Annotated in this window: 15 protein-coding genes; 9 read left to right on the top strand and 6 right to left on the bottom strand. The window is 41.0% G+C overall.

Going from position 1 to position 18291, the window contains the following annotated elements; all coding sequences use genetic code 11:
- Positions 1 to 386: 386 nt before the first annotated feature.
- The 6 genes from ACSAZL_RS20450 to ACSAZL_RS20425 form a co-directional block, all read right to left on the bottom strand.
- Positions 387 to 845, bottom strand: coding sequence for a chemotaxis protein CheD (locus ACSAZL_RS20450; RefSeq protein ID WP_440948921.1), 459 nt, complete (start codon positions 843 to 845; stop codon positions 387 to 389).
- A gap of 164 nt (positions 846 to 1009) precedes the next feature.
- Complete coding sequence (locus ACSAZL_RS20445) at positions 1010 to 1636, bottom strand: chemotaxis protein CheC (RefSeq protein WP_440946392.1); 627 nt, start codon at positions 1634 to 1636, stop codon at positions 1010 to 1012.
- Positions 1637 to 1780: 144 nt separating this feature from the next.
- Entirely contained in the window at positions 1781 to 2797 is a 1017-nt protein-coding gene (locus ACSAZL_RS20440; RefSeq protein WP_440946391.1) for a CheR family methyltransferase, read from the bottom strand.
- Positions 2798 to 2870: 73 nt separating this feature from the next.
- Positions 2871 to 4892, bottom strand: coding sequence for a chemotaxis protein CheA (locus ACSAZL_RS20435; protein ID WP_440946390.1), 2022 nt, complete (start codon positions 4890 to 4892; stop codon positions 2871 to 2873).
- Between the two features lie 364 nt (positions 4893 to 5256).
- Positions 5257 to 6327, bottom strand: coding sequence for a protein-glutamate methylesterase/protein-glutamine glutaminase (locus tag ACSAZL_RS20430; protein WP_440948920.1), 1071 nt, complete (start codon positions 6325 to 6327; stop codon positions 5257 to 5259).
- A gap of 380 nt (positions 6328 to 6707) precedes the next feature.
- The gene (locus ACSAZL_RS20425; protein WP_440946389.1) at positions 6708 to 7073 is read right to left on the bottom strand and encodes a response regulator; all 366 of its coding nucleotides are present in this window, start codon (positions 7071 to 7073) and stop codon (positions 6708 to 6710) included.
- A gap of 1087 nt (positions 7074 to 8160) precedes the next feature.
- On the opposite strand from ACSAZL_RS20425, the gene ACSAZL_RS20420 reads away from it, so the two are divergent.
- The 9 genes from ACSAZL_RS20420 to ACSAZL_RS20380 all read left to right on the top strand — a co-directional run bounded on the left by ACSAZL_RS20420 (position 8161) and on the right by ACSAZL_RS20380 (position 18003).
- On the top strand, positions 8161 to 8541 hold the full coding sequence (locus tag ACSAZL_RS20420) for a response regulator (protein ID WP_440946388.1): 381 nt from the start codon (positions 8161 to 8163) through the stop codon (positions 8539 to 8541).
- A gap of 324 nt (positions 8542 to 8865) precedes the next feature.
- Complete coding sequence (locus tag ACSAZL_RS20415; protein ID WP_440946387.1) at positions 8866 to 10935, top strand: methyl-accepting chemotaxis protein; 2070 nt, start codon at positions 8866 to 8868, stop codon at positions 10933 to 10935.
- Positions 10936 to 11088: 153 nt separating this feature from the next.
- A complete protein-coding gene (locus tag ACSAZL_RS20410) occupies positions 11089 to 11631 on the top strand; it encodes a chemotaxis protein CheW (protein ID WP_440946386.1) in 543 nt (180 codons plus the stop codon).
- A 141-nt stretch (positions 11632 to 11772) separates the two neighbouring features.
- On the top strand, positions 11773 to 13227 hold the full coding sequence (locus ACSAZL_RS20405; RefSeq protein ID WP_440946385.1) for a GntP family permease: 1455 nt from the start codon (positions 11773 to 11775) through the stop codon (positions 13225 to 13227).
- A 164-nt stretch (positions 13228 to 13391) separates the two neighbouring features.
- Positions 13392 to 13841, top strand: coding sequence for a metal-dependent transcriptional regulator (locus tag ACSAZL_RS20400; protein WP_440946384.1), 450 nt, complete (start codon positions 13392 to 13394; stop codon positions 13839 to 13841).
- 270 nt (positions 13842 to 14111) lie between these two features.
- Complete coding sequence (locus tag ACSAZL_RS20395) at positions 14112 to 15104, top strand: metal ABC transporter solute-binding protein, Zn/Mn family (RefSeq protein WP_440946383.1); 993 nt, start codon at positions 14112 to 14114, stop codon at positions 15102 to 15104.
- 114 nt (positions 15105 to 15218) lie between these two features.
- Positions 15219 to 15983, top strand: coding sequence for a metal ABC transporter ATP-binding protein (locus ACSAZL_RS20390; RefSeq protein WP_440946382.1), 765 nt, complete (start codon positions 15219 to 15221; stop codon positions 15981 to 15983).
- Positions 15984 to 16030: 47 nt separating this feature from the next.
- On the top strand, positions 16031 to 16855 hold the full coding sequence (locus tag ACSAZL_RS20385) for a metal ABC transporter permease (protein WP_440946381.1): 825 nt from the start codon (positions 16031 to 16033) through the stop codon (positions 16853 to 16855).
- A gap of 230 nt (positions 16856 to 17085) precedes the next feature.
- Entirely contained in the window at positions 17086 to 18003 is a 918-nt protein-coding gene (locus ACSAZL_RS20380) for a helix-turn-helix domain-containing protein (protein ID WP_440946380.1), read from the top strand.
- Positions 18004 to 18291: the final 288 nt, after the last annotated feature.

The following is an 18291-nucleotide window of genomic DNA, read 5'->3' as shown; positions in this document are numbered from 1 at the left end:
GTTCGGATTATCTGTGCTATGCCGGTTGTTCATGCTTGGCTGGATTGTTTATGCCTTACAGAAAAAGTCACATAATCGCAGAGTTACTTAATCTCAGGCATACACTTAAAGTTTTGTGGTACTTTTAATTCTCTCGGGTTTAATTAATCGGTTTAATCGATTAGCTAATGAATGTCTATTATAATATTTATATCAAATATATAATTTTTCAAGGAAAAGAAATTAAAAAAAGTTGGATGGTATTTTAGAATGAATCGGAAAATACGTTACGCAGCTAAAACATAAAAAGAATCAGGAAGTACGTATGCCGGCCAAACCATAAATAAACTGTAAAGACCACAAATAACTTGTAAAAAGGATCTTAAAAGAGAAGGGCTTCGTTGCTCTCAGATTACTTTATCCCCTCTTAGAATTGTCTTTATAAGGAGATCGCCAGTAAAAGTATCGAATATTATTGTGCGTCCGTAGTTTTTCCCTGTATCTTCAGCTATGATTTCGACTCCCAGTTTTTTCAGGGTTTCTCTTGCACTCTTAATGTTTCTCTCACCTATATTCATACGTGAGTTTTCGAACATGCTTGCCCCCCCGACAAGTTTTGCTTCAAGTTTTTTTCTGGAACCTCCGTTTTTTATTATTTCGGCCACAAGGTACTCTATCCCTGCGTCTGTAAACTTGGCGGGATTATCCTTTATCCCTGCTCTTTTTATATTCGGAAGCATAGTATGGAGAAGCCCTCCTATTTTTTCCTGCCTGTCATAGAGGGTTACCCCTACGCAGGAGCCCAACCCGGAGGTTTTAATTTTTACAGGGCTTTTAACTATTGCATAGTCTCCAATACCTACCATAACTATGCCTGATTCTGCCAATATGTAAAACCTCCTTATTGTTTGCTTATTATCTTTATAATCTGCTATTTATGTTCGGTAAATCAGGGATTTTGATTCGTTAAAGTATATCAGGGATTTTTGATTCGTCAAAGTTACCAGGGATTTTGATTCTTTAAATTATATCAGGGATTTTGATTAATCATTGAATTAATTCTTTTTAATAGACTGTCCAGAGATTCCGGGTCAAGTAAAGTTAGTATGTTTCCTTTAATTTTCTTTTCTTTTATCAAAAATTCCGCATCAATCATAAGTGCGAAATCTGCTATGTACCCTATCTCTGTGACTGCCGAATTGAAAATGGCTCCAGACATATCATATGTTGCACAGGGTATTGATATCGAAAGATTAAGTTTCAGAAATTTCGCGAGGGAAGTTACGTAGGTCCCTGCCAGGATGTGGCTGACTTCTTCAATTATAGACAGATTCATAGAATCGGTCAGATTTCCTTTTCTCTCTTCACCCGAAAGGCTAAGACAGAGGTTTTTTGCGCTGTTTCCAGGGAAAAAGACGAGTATATAACCAGTAAGATCCTCTTTGATACGCATCAAAGTACCCAACACCGGGGACTCTGAAAAGCCTGCTATTTTCGGTATATCTTCGATTAACCCAAATTTTGTATCGAGAACTCTGGTATAGACAATACCGTTTACGATCCTGGAAAGAGAAACTGCTGAGTTTCCGATCCCTATGTTGCCTATCTCTTCCAGCGCTCCGTATTCAAATTCACTCAAGCTTCTGATTTTTTCCATGAATGTCCCCTTTCATTCTCTTCAAACCTTTTAGACTTTTATATTTTTCAGGTAACTCAGACTTTTCAGGTAACTCAGACTTTTCAGTTCTTTCAGATCTTTCAGGTTTTCAATTTTCTTGTCTTTCAAACATCTTTAAGCATTCTAAGTTTCTTTTATATACAGACGTTCTCTTGCATTGTAAGGCTTAAAACGATTTGAAGCGGTTCCCAGTAGTGTTTCAGCTTTTCCTATCACAAAAAACCCTCCTCTGTTTAAAACCTGATGAAAATTAAGCTGCAATTGTTCCTGAATTTCCTTTTTAAAGTATATCATGACGTTTCTACAGATTATAAGGTCAAAACGATTTGCACAGAATTTCGACATCGATTCCGATAGCATATCATGCCTTTTAAAGCGTATCATACTTCTTAGCTGCTCGGAAACCTGATATGTCTCACCCTGCTTTATGAAATAGCTTTCTTTTAGACTGGCATCCACATTTTTAAGCACATTTTCCCCGTAAATCCCTTTTAGGGCTTTTTCAAGGCTTGAATTGTCAATATCAGTACCTAAAATACTTATTCTATACCTGTCGAAGTCTCTCCCGAGAATTTTGTGCAGCAAAATGGCAAGAGAATATGCCTCTTCTCCTGTTGCACAGCCCGCACTCCAGATACGGATCGATTTTATCATGGAATCCGATCTGGATCTTATAAGAAAGGGGATAACTTCTTTTTCAATTACTCCGAAAGTTTCCGGGTTTCGGAAAAACTCACTGACGTTTATGGTAAGGGCTTTAACAAGATATTCATGTTCTTCCGAATCCTTTTTCAATACCCTGAGGTATTCTTCATAATTCTCCGAATTGGTAGCTCTGACCCGGACATTAATTCTACGCCTGAAATGGGCTTCTTTATAATGCTCACAGTTAAAACCAGTACTTTCCGTAACCACTCTTTTTAGCAGTTCAAATCCCGGGTCCTCCTCGAAATTCTGGCCTGCCTTATTTCCTTCTTCATTTGATTTTATTCCTTTTTCATTTGATTTTATTTCGTTTTTATTTCTCTTTTCATTTACTCTGATTCCGTTTTTATCTCCTTTTTGATTTGATCTTATTCCTTTTTTGCTTTCTTTAACTCCTTCTTCATTTATTTCTACTCCACCTTTATTTATCTCCATTTACTTTCTTTTAATCTGAAGCATTCGCTTTCTTGTCGGCATTTACCGGAATTATCAGTTCCTGAATAAGATTTCAGATTATGGAGTTAACGTCAAGAATTAAAATGACACTCCCGTCTCCCAGAATTGTTGCTCCCGCAAATCCCCGGGTTTTTTCCAGCAGCCTGCTTTTAAAATTTTTTATGATAACTTCCTGCTTTCCAAGCAGGGAGTCCACAACAAGTCCCATATATTGTCCGGCTTTTTCTACTATAACAATGACAAGGTTTTCTTCTTTCTGGACGGCAGGTAACTGGAACAGCTTACGCAATCTAAGGAGAGGAAGCGCTTTTTCGTTTATCACAATAACCTCTTCACCCCTGATATGCCGGACTTCTTCTTTCTTGACAGAGATACTTTTTGCTATGCTCGTGAAAGGAATCGCATATCTTTCCATTCCGACTTTCACGAGCATAGCCTGATAAAGAGCAATTGTTATGGGAAGCCTCATTTCAAACCTTGAGCCGAATCCGGGGTTCGATTCCACTTTAACGGAGCCTCCAAGCCGTTCAATCCGGTTCTTTACAACGTCCATCCCAACCCCTCTGCCCGAAAGATCTGTTATCGTGCTGGCAGTAGTGAATCCGGGTGCAAAAATCAGCTGTATTGCTTCTCTTTCCGAAAGCTGTTCAGCTTCATCTCTCGAAATGAAGCCTTTTTCCAGGGCAGCTTTCAGGATTTCTTCTGCGTTTATTCCTCTTCCGTCATCTTCTATTTTGACAAGAACGTAATTTTGCTGTTTTGAAGCCGTAATCATTATAGTACCGGTTTCCTCTTTCCCTAGCTCCACACGTTTTTCGGGAATTTCTATTCCATGGTCCACCGCATTTCTTAACAGGTGCACCAGAGGATCTCCGATTTCTTCCATAATGGCTCTATCGAGCTTGATTTCTTTTCCCCTGATCACAAAATTAATTTTTTTATTTTGCGCCCTTGCAAGATCCCTTATCATCCTGGGAAAAATATTGGTTATATGATCCAGAGGAACCATTCTTATCTCTAACACTTCTTCCTGAAGTTCCCTGGTTAGTTTCTGGAATTCGGAAAGTGCGAGCTCCAGGTCCTTTGATTTAGATTCCCCCGTAAGCTCTTTTACCCTGCTCCTGTTAATTATGAGCTCGCCCACAAGATTCATCAGCTTATCTAACTGTTCCGTACTGATCCTTGAACTCTGTATTTTTGGACTCTGTGTCTTTGAATCCTGTATTCTTGAGCTCCGTATACTCTTTACTTTAAAATCCGGTCCAGAGTCAGTATATCTTTTCTTTTCTTTTATTTCTTCATTTATACTTTCGAGTTCCTTATCTTCTATACTTTCTATCTTCTTTTCGTCTTTCTCCTTTTCTTTTCCCTCTTCTTCTCTTCTCCCTTTCTCTTCCTTCTCTTTTCTCTCTTCTTCTCTTCTCCCTTTCTCTTCCTTCTCTTTTTCCCTTTCTTTTTCTTCGTCTTTTTCCTCTTTCCTCTCCTCTTTCTCTTTTTTATCTTCTTTTCTTTCTTTTGTTTCTTTTTCTTTTTCCATTTCTACTTCTTTTTCTTTTTCCACTGCCGCTTCTTTTTTATCTACTTCTTCTTCTGTTTTTATGTCTGCAGAAAAGGAATCTGATTCAATTTTTCGAGAGATAACTTCTTCTGAGGGATTATTTACTGCCCTGAGAATGTTCAGAACTTCTCCGGCATCAGGATAAGACTTATCACTTTCATTTCTATCGTTTCTTCTCTCTCCGGTTTTACTTTCTACACCCTTGCAGACATTTTCAACAAGCCCTTCCAGAGCATCCAGGCATTCGAAGAGAATATCAATTAAAGAAGAGTCAAGAGTCAAACGCCCCGCACGGAACCTGTCAATCAGGCTTTCCATCTCATGTGTTAGTTCGACAATCTGCCTGAACCCCATTGTCGCAGCCATGCCTTTGAAAGTATGGACCGCACGGAACATTACATTCATCTGCTCGATATTTTCAGGATCCAGTTCGAGCGCCAGCAGGGAATCGCTCATTTCTTTGATGTATCTTTCAGATTCGGACCTGAAAATGGCCATATACTTTGACATGTCCATGATTTTGCCTGCCTTTTATAACCCTGAGAGCTATCTGAATTTCCGATAAATTCTGATAAATTTCCGGTAAATTCTGATAAATTTCCGGTAAATTCTGATAAATTTCCGGTAAATTCTGATAAATTTCCGGTAAATTCTGATAAATTTCCGATAATTTCCGGTAAATTCTGATAAATTTCCGGTAAATTCTGATAAATTTCCGGTAAATTCTGATAAATTTCCGGTAAATTCTGATAAATTTCCGATAATTTCCGATAAATTCTGATAAATTTCCGGTAAATTTCGGTAAATTTCTGGTATGTAAGAAATTATTAAATTATTCTACTTTAAGTTCATTCAGTTATTCTGTTTTTTACTTTAAAGTTCATTGAATTATTCTAATAATTTCTTCAGCCATTCTATTCAGAGGGAGCACTAGATCCGCCAGGTTTCGCCTCACAACCTCTCCGGGCATGCCGTATACCACACATGAACTCCGGGCTTCTGCGATTACTCTGCCTCCCATTTTTTTAATTTCCTCGGCTCCAGCTGCTCCATCGCAGTTCATTCCTGTAAGGACAAGGGAAATAACTCTGGAGCCGTAAACCGGGGCAATTGATCTGAAAAGTACGTTTACCGAAGGTCTGGACCCCAGTTCTTTAGGGCCGCAAGACAAATGTACTACTTCTTCAAGGCTGTTCACTTTATCTCGTACAATTTCCATATGATAATTCCCCGGGGCTATGAGCACAGTTCCCTCCTCTACTCTATCTCCTTCCCGTGCTTCTTTTACCCGGAGAGCTGACTTTGCATCAAGCCTTTTGGAAAGCGATGCTGTAAATCCCGGAGGCATGTGCTGTACTACAAGAACTGCAGCCGGAATTTCGGCGGGAAGTGAGCCAATTAGTTTTTCCAGTGCACGTGGTCCTCCTGTGGACGCGCCTATCGCCAGTACATTTCTTACGGGGGCTGCCTTTTCCGGAATTCGGTTTTCTTTCACCTCATCTTTTTCGGGATTCAAGGGTTCGGAATCTCGCATGCACCCCAGATTTTTAAGGTTGGCTTTGGAAGCTGTCCTGACTTTCCTGCAAATTTCCTCTGCCATCTCGGGAATGCTCTGGCTGAGGATACCTGAGGGTTTTTCGATTACATCCACTGCCCCGTATTCAAAAGCCGTAAGGGTGATCTCTTCAGCTCTTTCTCCCAGAGCTGACACTATAACTACGGGAGTAGGCTGTTCTTTCATGATACGGGCAAGGGTCTTAAGGCCATCAAGAACTGGCATTACATTGTCCAGAAGTACTACATCGGGCCTAAGTTTCCTGACTTTTTCAAGACCATCCTTTCCGTTAACTGCCGTTCCGACAACCCTGATCTTCGGATCTTCGTTGAGAATATCGGAAAGAACCTTGCGGATTAAAGCAGAATCATCTACTATGAGTGTGCGGATAGTCATCTCAAGCACTTTCTTATTGAATCACTTTCTTGTTGAATCACTTTCTTGTTGAATCACTTTCTTGTCGAATCGTTCAATTAAAAATCGTTTTTAAAATTCGTTTTATTTAGCCCTGGTGTTTGATTCGGTCCGTTTATCCAGAATAGTTGTGTAGTTCAGAAAAATCCAGAACGCAGTTATGTAGTCCGGAAAATAACTGTTTAATTCAGTAATCGAATACTACCAGAAAGTAATCGTTTAATCCAGTAATCAAATGCCAGCCAGGAAAGTAACTTTTCATTCGGTAATTCGCTATAATCCAGAAATAAGCTATTTATCCATGATTCGGATACTTTATTTAGAAACTGACGTGTGACTTAAACTCAATTAACTTAATTTAGTTAATTTGGTTCAGCAATTTTTTTTATTACATCCAGCATGCCATCGGGCTCGAAAGGTTTCACTATAAAACCCATGGCACCTATTTTCATAGATTCCGTTATCAGGGCCTGTTGCCCAAGAGAAGAGCACATTACTACTTTCGCATCAGGGTCCATTAAAAGAAGTTTTTGCAATGCCTCTTTCCCATCCATATCTGGCATTATTATATCCATCAACACAAGATCAGGTTTGACCTCCAGATATGTCTGAACCGCTTCTTCCCCATCACCTACTTCAGCAACCACCTCGTGTCCGTGCTTTAAAAGAATGTCTCTGATCACCATTCGCATAAATTCGGCATCGTCCACGATCATTACTCTTGCCATTGATTTACCTTCTCTATTTTTTTTGTTAAGCAAGTGACAATATCTTAAGTACGGTAAGTGACAATATCTTAAGTACGGTAATCCTTTTACCATTTGTGCTGTCACTCGAAGATTACATTGAAGCTATCAATCAAGGAATCCCAACTGGATTTTTTAATGAAAAATTCCTTGAAGCAGTCAACTGAAGGATTCATGCTAAAGCTATTGATTCAATAACTTCTATCAGAATACGTATAGGTTAACATAATGGTCGACGCAAGTTTTTTTGCTAACGTATGCCTTTCCTGTTAATGTGAAAAAATATATGCGAGACCTGCTATATTAAACTTTTTTAATTATCTTTAGCAAATTATATAGCTTTAAACCCGTCTCAATTTTGGAATGTTTGCACGTTAACAAACAATCTGTAAAAGTTATGTGAACTTGTAAAAAATATGCTTGATCCTCACAGAGTCTGCCATGTACGAGACTACTGTCGATGGTTTGACAGAATTTGTTTTTCACTTCAGGTTAAATTAACCCTTATAAAATGAGTATATGCGCAAAAGAGGGAACCTGCATTGTTTATATATATAATAAAACAGTAGTATATATATTAATAAATAACTTTATATCCTACTGGAGATTCATATATCTTTATTAAGTCGGGGAATTTACTGCGATCTGTATATCGTTATACAAAGCATCAACACTGGTAACTGAATATCTTCTTTTTGTCACTGGAATCCAATCTTTCTGGTGTTAAAATTTAGTTGTGAGTGTTTGAATGCCAGATTATAAACTCCAACTAACTGCATTCAAAATCTTACGAACCGTGTCGAGAATTGTAAATAAAGATGGTATTACTTGCATGACTTGCGATAATTAAGCCTTTTTATCTGTTCCGACAGCAAACATTATTTCCCCAAAATAATCCCCCTGTAAGAGCAATAATTCAGTAAGAAAAGTACCTATGGAAGAAAGACCTCATTCCGAGACCTCTATAAAATGATCTCATTCCGAGGTCTCTATAAAATGATCTCATTCCGAGACCTCTACATAAGGATCTCATTCCGAAAATTCTTCAAACAAACACAGGAGTGATCGAATGCCTGAAATCCTGATCGTTGAGGATAACCTGCTTAACCTTGTTATTGAAGCTGACCTTCTGAAATCCTGCGGATATGATCCGAAGAAGGCAAAAAACGGCTTTGAAGCGTTGGAAGTTCTCAGTAAAGTTAAAGTTGATCTTGTACTTATGGATATGGAACTTCCAAAGATGCATGGTCTTGAATTACTTCAACGGATAAAATGCAACCCTGAGACAAAAAGTATAAGAGTTGTTGCCGTCACGGGACATTGCGATCCTGAAAGTGAACAGGAATTCCTTAAAGCCGGATGTCATGCTGTCCTTCCCAAACCCATAAATTTTGATGTTTTTGGATCGCAGGTCAAGGAGTTTCTTTCAGTAACGAATTCTTCTCGCTGAATAATTCTCCTCGTAGAATAATTCTCCTCGCTGAATAATTTCCTTCACTGGATTTTTCCTGAAGGGTATATCCAGAAGGAGGATCCTTGACGAATGCCGGCCCTCAGGTTTTCCTATTATTTGAGATTCTTATTCTTTTTAAGAATCAGAAAATTTATGAATCCTTAAACAATCTATATTGAGTACTAGTTGGGAAATCTGGATAAGACCTTTACTGGCGTTTATATCCTTCTGTTCCTTTCAGCAGAGGCTGCTGTGAATTATAATGCAGTTCCGGGATAGAAAGGGCAGAAAGCCGAAGAAGCTGGAAGCACGGGTGAAAAGATGTACAAAAGCACAAAGATAGGGCATGTGGTGATAGGATTTGCCCTTCTCCTCATTTTGATCTTTTTTGTAGGTTATACAGGTTATCAGGGTATGACCGAAGTCGAGAAGAAGAGTCGGGCTATCCAGAATATGACTTTTATCATGAATAACATGCAGGAAGCTCTGCAAGCAGAGGAAAGCTATGTTATTCACCGCGATCCAGCTTACAAAGAAGAAGTTTATCACTATCTCGGTCTTGTACCCACACAGGCGGCTATATCCAAAGAAATATATATAGGCTATCTGGACCCTGTGAACCGCGACAGGATGGATTTTGTTCTTTCAGCTTCGAGCAATTTCAGTGAAGCTTTTAACAGATATGTCGAAGCAGATGACGAACAGGCAATCGTAAGAGATAAACTGGTCGCCGATAGTGAAACTCTAATAACAAACGCAGACAATCTTTCTAAAAATCAGATGACCCAGTACAGGGAGGAGTTCGAAAGCGGATATTCAAATGAAACTCTCGAGCGAAAATTCTCCAACGCCGAAAGTGCTCGGAGTATCATTGTATTGACAATGAACGCCAGAAATGAATATCAAAATTATGCTATGAGCCCTGGTCAGCAATATGCGGATAATTTTGATGCTTTTATGGAAGATATTATCGAGCTCTCTACAGACTTGAACGGGCGAATGGAAAGGCCTGAAAATATTGCTCTGGGAGAGGAAATACTTACAAGTGCGGAAAACTTCCAGGCTGATTTCGAGCAGTTTAAGGTTCTGGAAGAAAGAAAAACACTTGAAGAGGAAAATATGACAGCTATAGCTGCGCAGGTTGGAGAAGTAGCTACGGCTGCCAGTGCTGACCAGAAAGAGAAACTGGACGCGCTGATCGTAAACTCCATAAATCAAATCTTCCTGGTAACTTTTCTTTCAATGCTTATTGGTGCGTTACTTGTTTTTGTGATTTTGAACATCTACAGAAAGCCTATCTACGAACTGCTTGAAGCTGCCGACAGGATCTCTGAAGGAGACCTTGATGTTGATATTAAAGGCTCCTCCAGAAGTGAGATCTATCAGCTTTCAGAGGCTTTTAAAGCAATGGTTGAAAACCTGCGCAGCTTGATTAAGGAAATTCAGGAAGGTTCGCTGCACCTTGCAACCCTTTCGGAGGAGATGTCTTCTTCTTCCGAAGAAGTGGCATCCGCATCAAGGAGAATTTCAGAAACCGCAGGTGAGATCTCTAACGGGGCAGAGATGCAGAGCACAAAAATCATTGATATAACTCACGCAATGCAGGATATGACCCACAACATCCAGGAAGTTGCGGATAATACCCATAAGGTTTCTAAAAGTACAAATCTGGTGAATGAGACTGTCGGTAATATCGGAAACGTTTCCCGAGACGTCCTGTTGAAGATGGACCTTATCCGTTCTTCTGTTGATGACACTGAAATTGTTATCAAGGAACTTGACTCAAAGTCTCAGCAGATCAATGAGATCATAACGCTGATAACCAGAATTGCCGACCAGACCAATATGCTTGCCCTGAATGCCGCAATTGAAGCCGCAAGGGCAGGCGAACACGGCAGAGGATTCTCTGTTGTAGCCGATGAAGTCCGCAAACTTGCTGAGGAATCCGGAAGTGCAGCCCAAAATATCTCCAGACTTATTGATGAGATCCGGGAAAGTATAAGCGATACAGTAGAAAGCATAGAAGCAAGTAAAAAGAACGTAAAGAACGGTTCAATATCGGTTAGCGAAGAAGTTGAGATGGTTACGGGGATCGTCTCCACGATCAATGAGATCACGAATATGATCGAGGACGTTGCAGCTGCTACGGAAGAACAGTCCGCATCCATCGAAGAAATTACCTCCACGCTGGAAGATATATCCTCCATATCGGAGCAGTCCGCTGCAGGAACCCAGGAAACTGCCGCAGCTCTTGAAGAACAGAGTGCCTCTATGTCCGAACTTGCCGGCATGGCGAATGATCTCTCTTTGCTTGGGGAAAAGATGAAAAAAGCCACCGAAAAATTCAGGCTCGGTGATTCGAGAGGCGAGCCGGAAAATCGTTCTGGCTAACTGCAGTTGTCCGGTTACGGTTGACTAACTACGGTTTACGGTCGACTAACTACGGTTTACGGTTGACTAATCACGGTTGGCTGAATATTGCTGGCTAACTACGGTCGGATAAATAGCCGGTTAAAATCCTTAAATTAGCCCTGAGGAATTGAAATGTTTGAGGAAAAAGCAGAAAAGGAAGATTCGTCTCCCTCTAAGGATTTGCTTCACTTAGTAGTTTTTGAACTGTCAGGAGAGGAATTCGGGGTCGATATCATGCAGGTCTCCGAGATCATGCCGGTTTCAAAAATCACCCGCGTTCCTCAGGCTCCTGAATGCGTAAAGGGACTAATTAACCTGAGGGGAAAAATTATCGTAGTAATAGATCTCAACAGGCGCCTCGGTTTCAGTCCAAAAGAAAGTGACAGCCTCTCCAGAATTATCATAGTGGAAGTCAGGGATACAATGATAGGCATGCTTGTAAACTCCGTAACCGGGGTGTTGAAACTGCCTGTTTCTTCTGTTGAACCGACTCCAGACATGATTAAATCGAAAATCAACGCAGAATATCTGACCGGAGTAGGGAAAAAAGGGGACCGTCTCCTTGTCCTTCTGAACCTTGCAAGGGTACTCGGAGAGGAAGAAATCGACGAACTCAGCCAGCTTTCTTCTGCTCCATCTCCTTCTTCTGAGCAACTTCCTGAGGAGAATATTTAAAGCTTATAATAAGATCTAAAAATTTATAGTAATATATAACTGATGAAAACTTTCCATTGTCGATAATTCTTTGTTTACGGTTTCAGAAGAATTTTATAATTTGAGAAGAGTTTTATAGTTTCAGAAGAAATTTAGACAAAGATGCATCCTGCCCTTATTTTTCTTTTTTCCCTTATAGCCATACTGCTTCTTACAGCAAAATTCAGGCTTCACCCTTTCCTTAGCCTTGTTCTCGTATCTCTTTTCACAGGAGTGCTTGCGGGAGAGCCTATGGGTACAGTCGAAGCGATAACTAAGGGGCTTGGCAGTGTTTTTTCCCGTTTTGCTATTATTATCACCTGTGGGAGTATCATCGGACTTTTGCTCCAGAAGACCGGTGGAATGTCTTTAATAGCTTCTGACATTCTGCGCTTTTCCAGAAACCCTCTGCTTGCCCTGATCATTCTCGGTTTTCTTTTTTCCGTGCCGATGATGTGCTATATCCTTGCTTATGTCATCTTTATTCCGATAGCAAAAGAGTTGGCTACCAAACTTAATTACCCCTTCATTTCCACTGCAACCTCTCTTGCACTCGGAGCCGTTGCCTCATTTAATCTGGTGTATCCTTCCCCTGTAATTATTTCGGCAGCAGACGAACTTTCGGCAAATACGGATACACTCATTCTTCTGGGGTTTTTTATTGCTGTCCCGACTTCTACTGCAGGTTATCTCTATGCCAGAAAATTGGGGAAGACTGAGCCCCCTAGAGTTTCTGAATATTGCAATCAGGGGCGCGTTAAGCCAGGATTTACTGAAATTACGGTAACAGCACAAAAGGAGAAGGCAGAAATAAAGGAGAAGGCAGAAATAAAGGAGAAGGCAGGAATAATACAGGAAAAAGGTATCGAAGTGCAGGAAGATAGGGTACAAAGAGAAGACGGATTGCAAAGAAAAGAGGGAGTGCAGGAAAGAGAAACTAAAAATCCAGGCCGGTTTGAAGCATATGCACCAATCTTTCTTCCTTTGCTTCTGATCATTTTGCAGGCTGGATTTGAGCATCCCCACCCTCTGTTTGCCTTTCTGGGAAACCCGAATGTTGCACTCCTTATAGGAGTTCTTCTCTCCATTTTTTCCGGCAGAGTGCTGGAATCTGGAATTGTCAGAACCCTGGTTGAAAGAGGAGTAAGGAGAAGCGGTGTTGTTCTTCTTGACCTGTGCGGCGGTGGAGCTCTTGGTGCAACTCTTGCTATGACAGGGGCAGGAGAAGCCCTTGGCAGGTTTTTCCTGCAGATCAACTTTCCTCATATCCTTGTGCCTTTTCTTGTCGCAGCAGCCCTTCAAACCGTACAGGGGTCAAGGGTTGTAACAATGCTTGTCGCACCGTCCCTTTTGCTTCCTCTGGTTCCGGAACTTGGGCTTCCCGCGGAAATCCTGATTCTTTCGATGGCTTCAGGCACATTCTTGTTTTCACATGTCAATGATCCATTCTTCTGGATTTTCGGGGAGCTGGCAGAACTTGAACCCTCCGAGGTTTTCAGGTCAAATACGCTCGGAAACGCTTTGATGGGCGTGGTAAGCTTCCTGCTTGTTGCGGGGGTTCATCTGTTCTTTTATTAATTTTTTCTTTTATTGAATTATTTTCATGTTTTCTTCTATCGAATTATTTTCATGTTTTCTTCCATTAAATTTTTTCATATTATCTAATTTTGATACACTACAAATATCAATCTGTTATTTGGCATATGACAAATAATAAATATTAGTTTTTTATATTTCTCTATATGAATGAGCAGAATTATCCTGATTTTACTGGCCTCGAACTCTCTCCGAGAAAGGTGGATTACCTCAAGTTCATTCTTGAAAAAAGAGGCACTGTAAAAACTACTGAAATTTCCTCCTGTCTGCAGGTTGATCCGTCAACAACAAGCAAGACCTTAAATGAACTTGCAACTGCTGGATACCTGAACCATGTTCCGTACAGGGGTGTGAACCTGACAGAAATGGGAAAGGAATATGCAGAATTTCTTGTTCGGAGGCACAGAATTTTGAGTCTTCTGTTTACCCATTACGGGCTCTCGACAGAGGAAGCATGTGCCGAGGTCTCCCGCTTTGAATCTTTTGTTTCAAGGGATGCGGTAAACAAAATCTGCAACTCGATGGGCCATCCGATGGTCGGCGTATGTGGAGAAATCAGTCACGAGAAATGCCTTCATTTGGAGCATTATCATTGAAGAAGCATTATCATTAATTTCCAGCACAAATGAAGAGTTGAATAAATCCTTTGATTCAATCCTTTGATTCAAGCTTCTGATCAGGTTTTGAATCGAATTTGGATTGTCTCCAAAAAAATCTCATATATCTATAAAATTCTTGAATATATACCAAATTTATCTCGTTTCCAGGTTTATCCTGCTTATATCAACCTCATTCCAGAAAAGGACTGAAATGAAATTGATCGAAGTAATGAAGCAAAAACAAAAGTGAAAAACAGGAGTTCAATTATGAAATTAAAAATCATAACTATATTGGTACTTTTGGTCGTTGGTCTGAGCATTTTTATCAGCGGCTGTACAGATTCCGGCAATTCCGATGAGAACGAGACTGCGGGACAGGGAGCTAAAGCGTCGGGAACAGACGAGCCTATAATAGTTGCCGTAAGTGTTGTTCCCCAGGCTGAATTTGTAGAGAAGGTCGGAGGAGACAAAGTAAAAACCGTTGTTATAATCCCATCAGGTGCAGATCCTCATACTTATGAACCTTCTCCAAAGGAAGTCCAGGAAATTAACAAAGCAAGCATGCTGGTAACAGTCGGGGTTGGTATGCCTTTTGAGGAAGGCTGGATTGACAATTTCGAGTCCACGAATAGTAACACTCTTATCGTAAATTGCTCCAAAGGGATCGAACTGAGAGAGCTTGCAGAACACCATCATCACGAAGGAGAGGAAGAAGAGGAACATGATGAAGAACTTGAGGCCGATCATGAAAACGAAAGTGATGGGGAGCATGAAGAACTGGATCCTCACATCTGGACATCTCCTGCAAACGCAAAGATAATGGTCGAAGATATTTATGAAGGGCTTGTAGAGCTCGATCCTGAAAACGAAGCTTACTATGCTCAGAACAGAGATGCCTACCTTGAAGAACTGGACGCTCTGGATACAAGAATTCGGGAAAAGCTCGAAGGAAAAGAGGAAAAAAGTTTCATGGTTTATCACCCGTCCTGGGGATATTTTGCCGCAGATTACGGGCTTACCATGATTCCTGTCGAGATTGAAGGAAAAGAGCCGAGTGCCCAGGACCTTGCGGAGCTGGTGGATCTTGCAAAGGAAAAGAATGTCAAAGTCATCTTTGTCCAGGCTCAGTTCAACACCCGGAGTGCGGAAGTTTTAGCTCAGGAAATTGGCGGCGAAGTTATAGCTGTTGACCCTCTCGCGAAAGATTACATTGCAAACATGGACAACGTATCCGATGTCTTTGCCAGAAACCTTGTGTGAGATCGTGTTTAAGTTCTCATTCAGGCTCTTGTTAGGTTCTTGTTCAGGTTCTATATCTAAATATAAAAAGAACCTAATTTGGGGTAAGATAAAAACGATGGTGAAGGAAAGGTAATGGAGAAGGTTATAGAGTTAAAGGATGTCTGGGTCCGCTACGGAAACCAGACAATCCTCGAAGCCATAAATCTGGAATTAACAGAGCCTTACGGGCTTCTCGGGATTATTGGACCCAATGGTGGAGGAAAGACCACATTTCTCAAAGTGCTCCTCGGGCTCTTGAAGCCCTACAAAGGAAGTGTGAAACTCTTTGGGAAGCCTCCGGAAAAAAGCAGAGACCTTGTAGGGTATGTCCCTCAGTACAAAGGTTTTGATTTTGATTTTCCGATTAGTGTTTGGGAAGTAGTCCTGACAGGCAGGATGAGCCATACGGGTTTTCTGAAAAAGTACAGTGAAGAAGACAAAAAGGCTGCTGAAGAGGCTCTGAAAACAGTGGAGATGTTCGACCTGAAGGACCGGCAAATAGGCCAGCTCTCGGGTGGGCAGCGGCAGAGGGTTTTTATTGCCAGGGCTCTTGCAACGAACCCTAAACTCCTGCTTCTGGACGAGCCTAACTCCGGGCTTGATCCTCACATGCAGGACGAACTCTACCGGCTTCTGGACCGGCTCAAGCATAAAATGGCAGTCATTATGGTCACGCACGACCTCAGTGCAGTTTCTGTCTATGTGGACAGGATAGCCTGCCTGAACCGCACGCTTCACTACCATAACTCGAGGGAAATCCCTGTTGAGGACCTGGAAGCCACTTACCAGTGCCCTGTCGAACTGATTGCTCACGGAGTGCCTCACAGGGTGCTGGAGCAGCACAAAGGGAGTTCCTGAAGCAAAGGATTGGGTCTGAAAAACAGTCTCTTGAGGAGAAATGAAAAATGTTTGAGCTTCTGCAATATACTTTTATCCAGAATGCCCTTATAGCCGCAATCCTTGCAAGCGTTGCCTGCGGAATCATAGGTGCCTTTGTTGTTGTCAAAAAAATCGTCTTCATCAGCGGTGGGATTGCCCACGCTTCTTTCGGAGGTGTCGGGCTCGGTTATTATTTAGGGATCAACCCCATGCTCGGAGTCCTTCCCTTCAGCCTGTTATCCGCTCTTGTCATGGGTATCGTAAGTAAGAAATCTAAAATTCCGGAAGATAGTGCAATAGGTATACTCTGGTCTCTTGGAATGGCTCTTGGTGTTATTTTTGTCTATCTGACTCCCGGATATGCTCCGGACCTGATGACTTACCTCTTTGGAAATATCCTTACGGTTCCCCGTTTTGATCTGTACCTAATGCTGGTCCTTGACGCCGTCATAGTGGGCGCTGTCTACCTGTTCTATAAGGAATTTCTCGCTTTATGCTTTGATGAAGAGTTTACAACTGTACAGGGTGTCCCGACCGAAAAGCTCTACCTCTTCCTGCTCTGCATTATTGCTCTTACAATTGTTGTCCTCATCAAAGTCGTGGGGATTATCCTTGTGATCGCCCTTCTAACCATCCCTGCCACCCTGAGCCGAAAATTCACCCATAACCTGAAGAAAATGATGTTTATCTCCACCACTTTCGGGACCTTGATCAGTGTTGCAGGAATAGGCCTTTCCTATGCTCTGGATGTCCCCTCAGGAGCCACTATTATTCTTGTACTGAGCTTTGTATACGGGCTTGTAGCTGTCGGGATGGATATGCTCGAGAGCAGGCATGTTTCAAAGAGCTGAAAACATGCCATTATTTTTTAAAGGTTTTTTGAACCTGCCGGCACCTCTATCATAAGCGCGTTTGTACAGAATCAGGTAATGTACAGAACTCAGGTCTAAGGCTCAGATATGAGGGCTCAGGTATATGTTTTACCGCTCCTCAGTATATAACACATTTAGGTAAATTTTTTGGCTGTTTTATCCCGAAATTATTTCGCGCTAAATATGTTAGTTGTAATCCCTTATCTTTTGTGAAACTTAATGGGAAAAAGATACGTTGGATCATTGCCCAAAAGTCGAAAGGTGAATCTACCTCGACTATAGCTGAGATCCAGGGGATCTCATCCCGTCGAGTTCAGCAGATCTATAAAGAATATGTTGAAACTGGTCAGCTTCCTCAAGTTGGTACTAATCTTGGACGGCCAAAGAAACCATTATCATCCGACGATAAGGAATTGATTGACCAAGCTTACTCCGCTTATAAGTTTGGAGCCTGTTACCTCGAGATTCTCATCGAAGGCGAACATAATCGTAAGATATCTCATAACAGAATCCATAACTACCTACTTAGCATGAACCTTGCCAAGGAAAACCGAAAAAAGAAACAGAGAAGAAAATGGTGTAGATACGAACGTGAACACAGCATGTCTGCTGCACATATCGATTGGCATGAAAACCCTCTGTTAGGGCTGCAAGTCTGTGCCATTCTTGATGATTCATCAAGAATGGTAATTGCAGGAGGAGAGTACGTTCATTGTAACACGGAGAACACCATTACAGTGATCGATGAACTCGCCAGAGAGTACTGGGACATATGCCCTTTAAGAGAGCTCATAATGGATCATGGAAGTGAGTTCGGAGCTCACAGGATCAATAAGGATGGTTCATGGGATAGTGAATTTAAAAAGCATATTGAAGAACTTGGAATTAAACCGATACTTGCAAGGGTAAGACATCCTCAGACAAATGGAAAAATAGAGAAATGGTTCGATACATATCAAAGGTTCAGAGGAGAGTTTGAATCATTCGAAGAATTCGTACAATGGTATAACAAGAGGCCTCATGGAGCTTTGAAACTTGAACAGTTAGAATCGCCACAGGATGCGTTCTGGAATAGATTAACAATTGAGGCAAAATTCAGAATAGGAGTCAGATTGTTTGGGTTGTGAAAACATGGACAAAGAGAAAAAGGTTTCAAAGCGAAATTATTTCAGGATAAAACAGGTAAATTTTTTGGCGGAATTAAGTTCTACCTTCTATAAAATTATATTTGAATAGTTTTATTAAGACATAATTTTATATATGGTAAAATGCAAGAAGCCTTATTGTTAAATCAAGTTTTTTTATACTACCAGGGTTACAAGGTTAACATTCCTGGAGTAAATTAGTATTAAAAACGGAATCCAAAAACGGAATCCAAAAACGGAATCCAAAAACGGAATCCAAAAACGGAATCC

The organism is Methanosarcina mangrovi (genome assembly GCF_052057765.1).
In the GTDB taxonomy this organism is placed as follows: Archaea; Halobacteriota; Methanosarcinia; order Methanosarcinales; family Methanosarcinaceae; genus Methanosarcina.
This window is presented reverse-complemented; position numbering and strand designations above follow the sequence as displayed.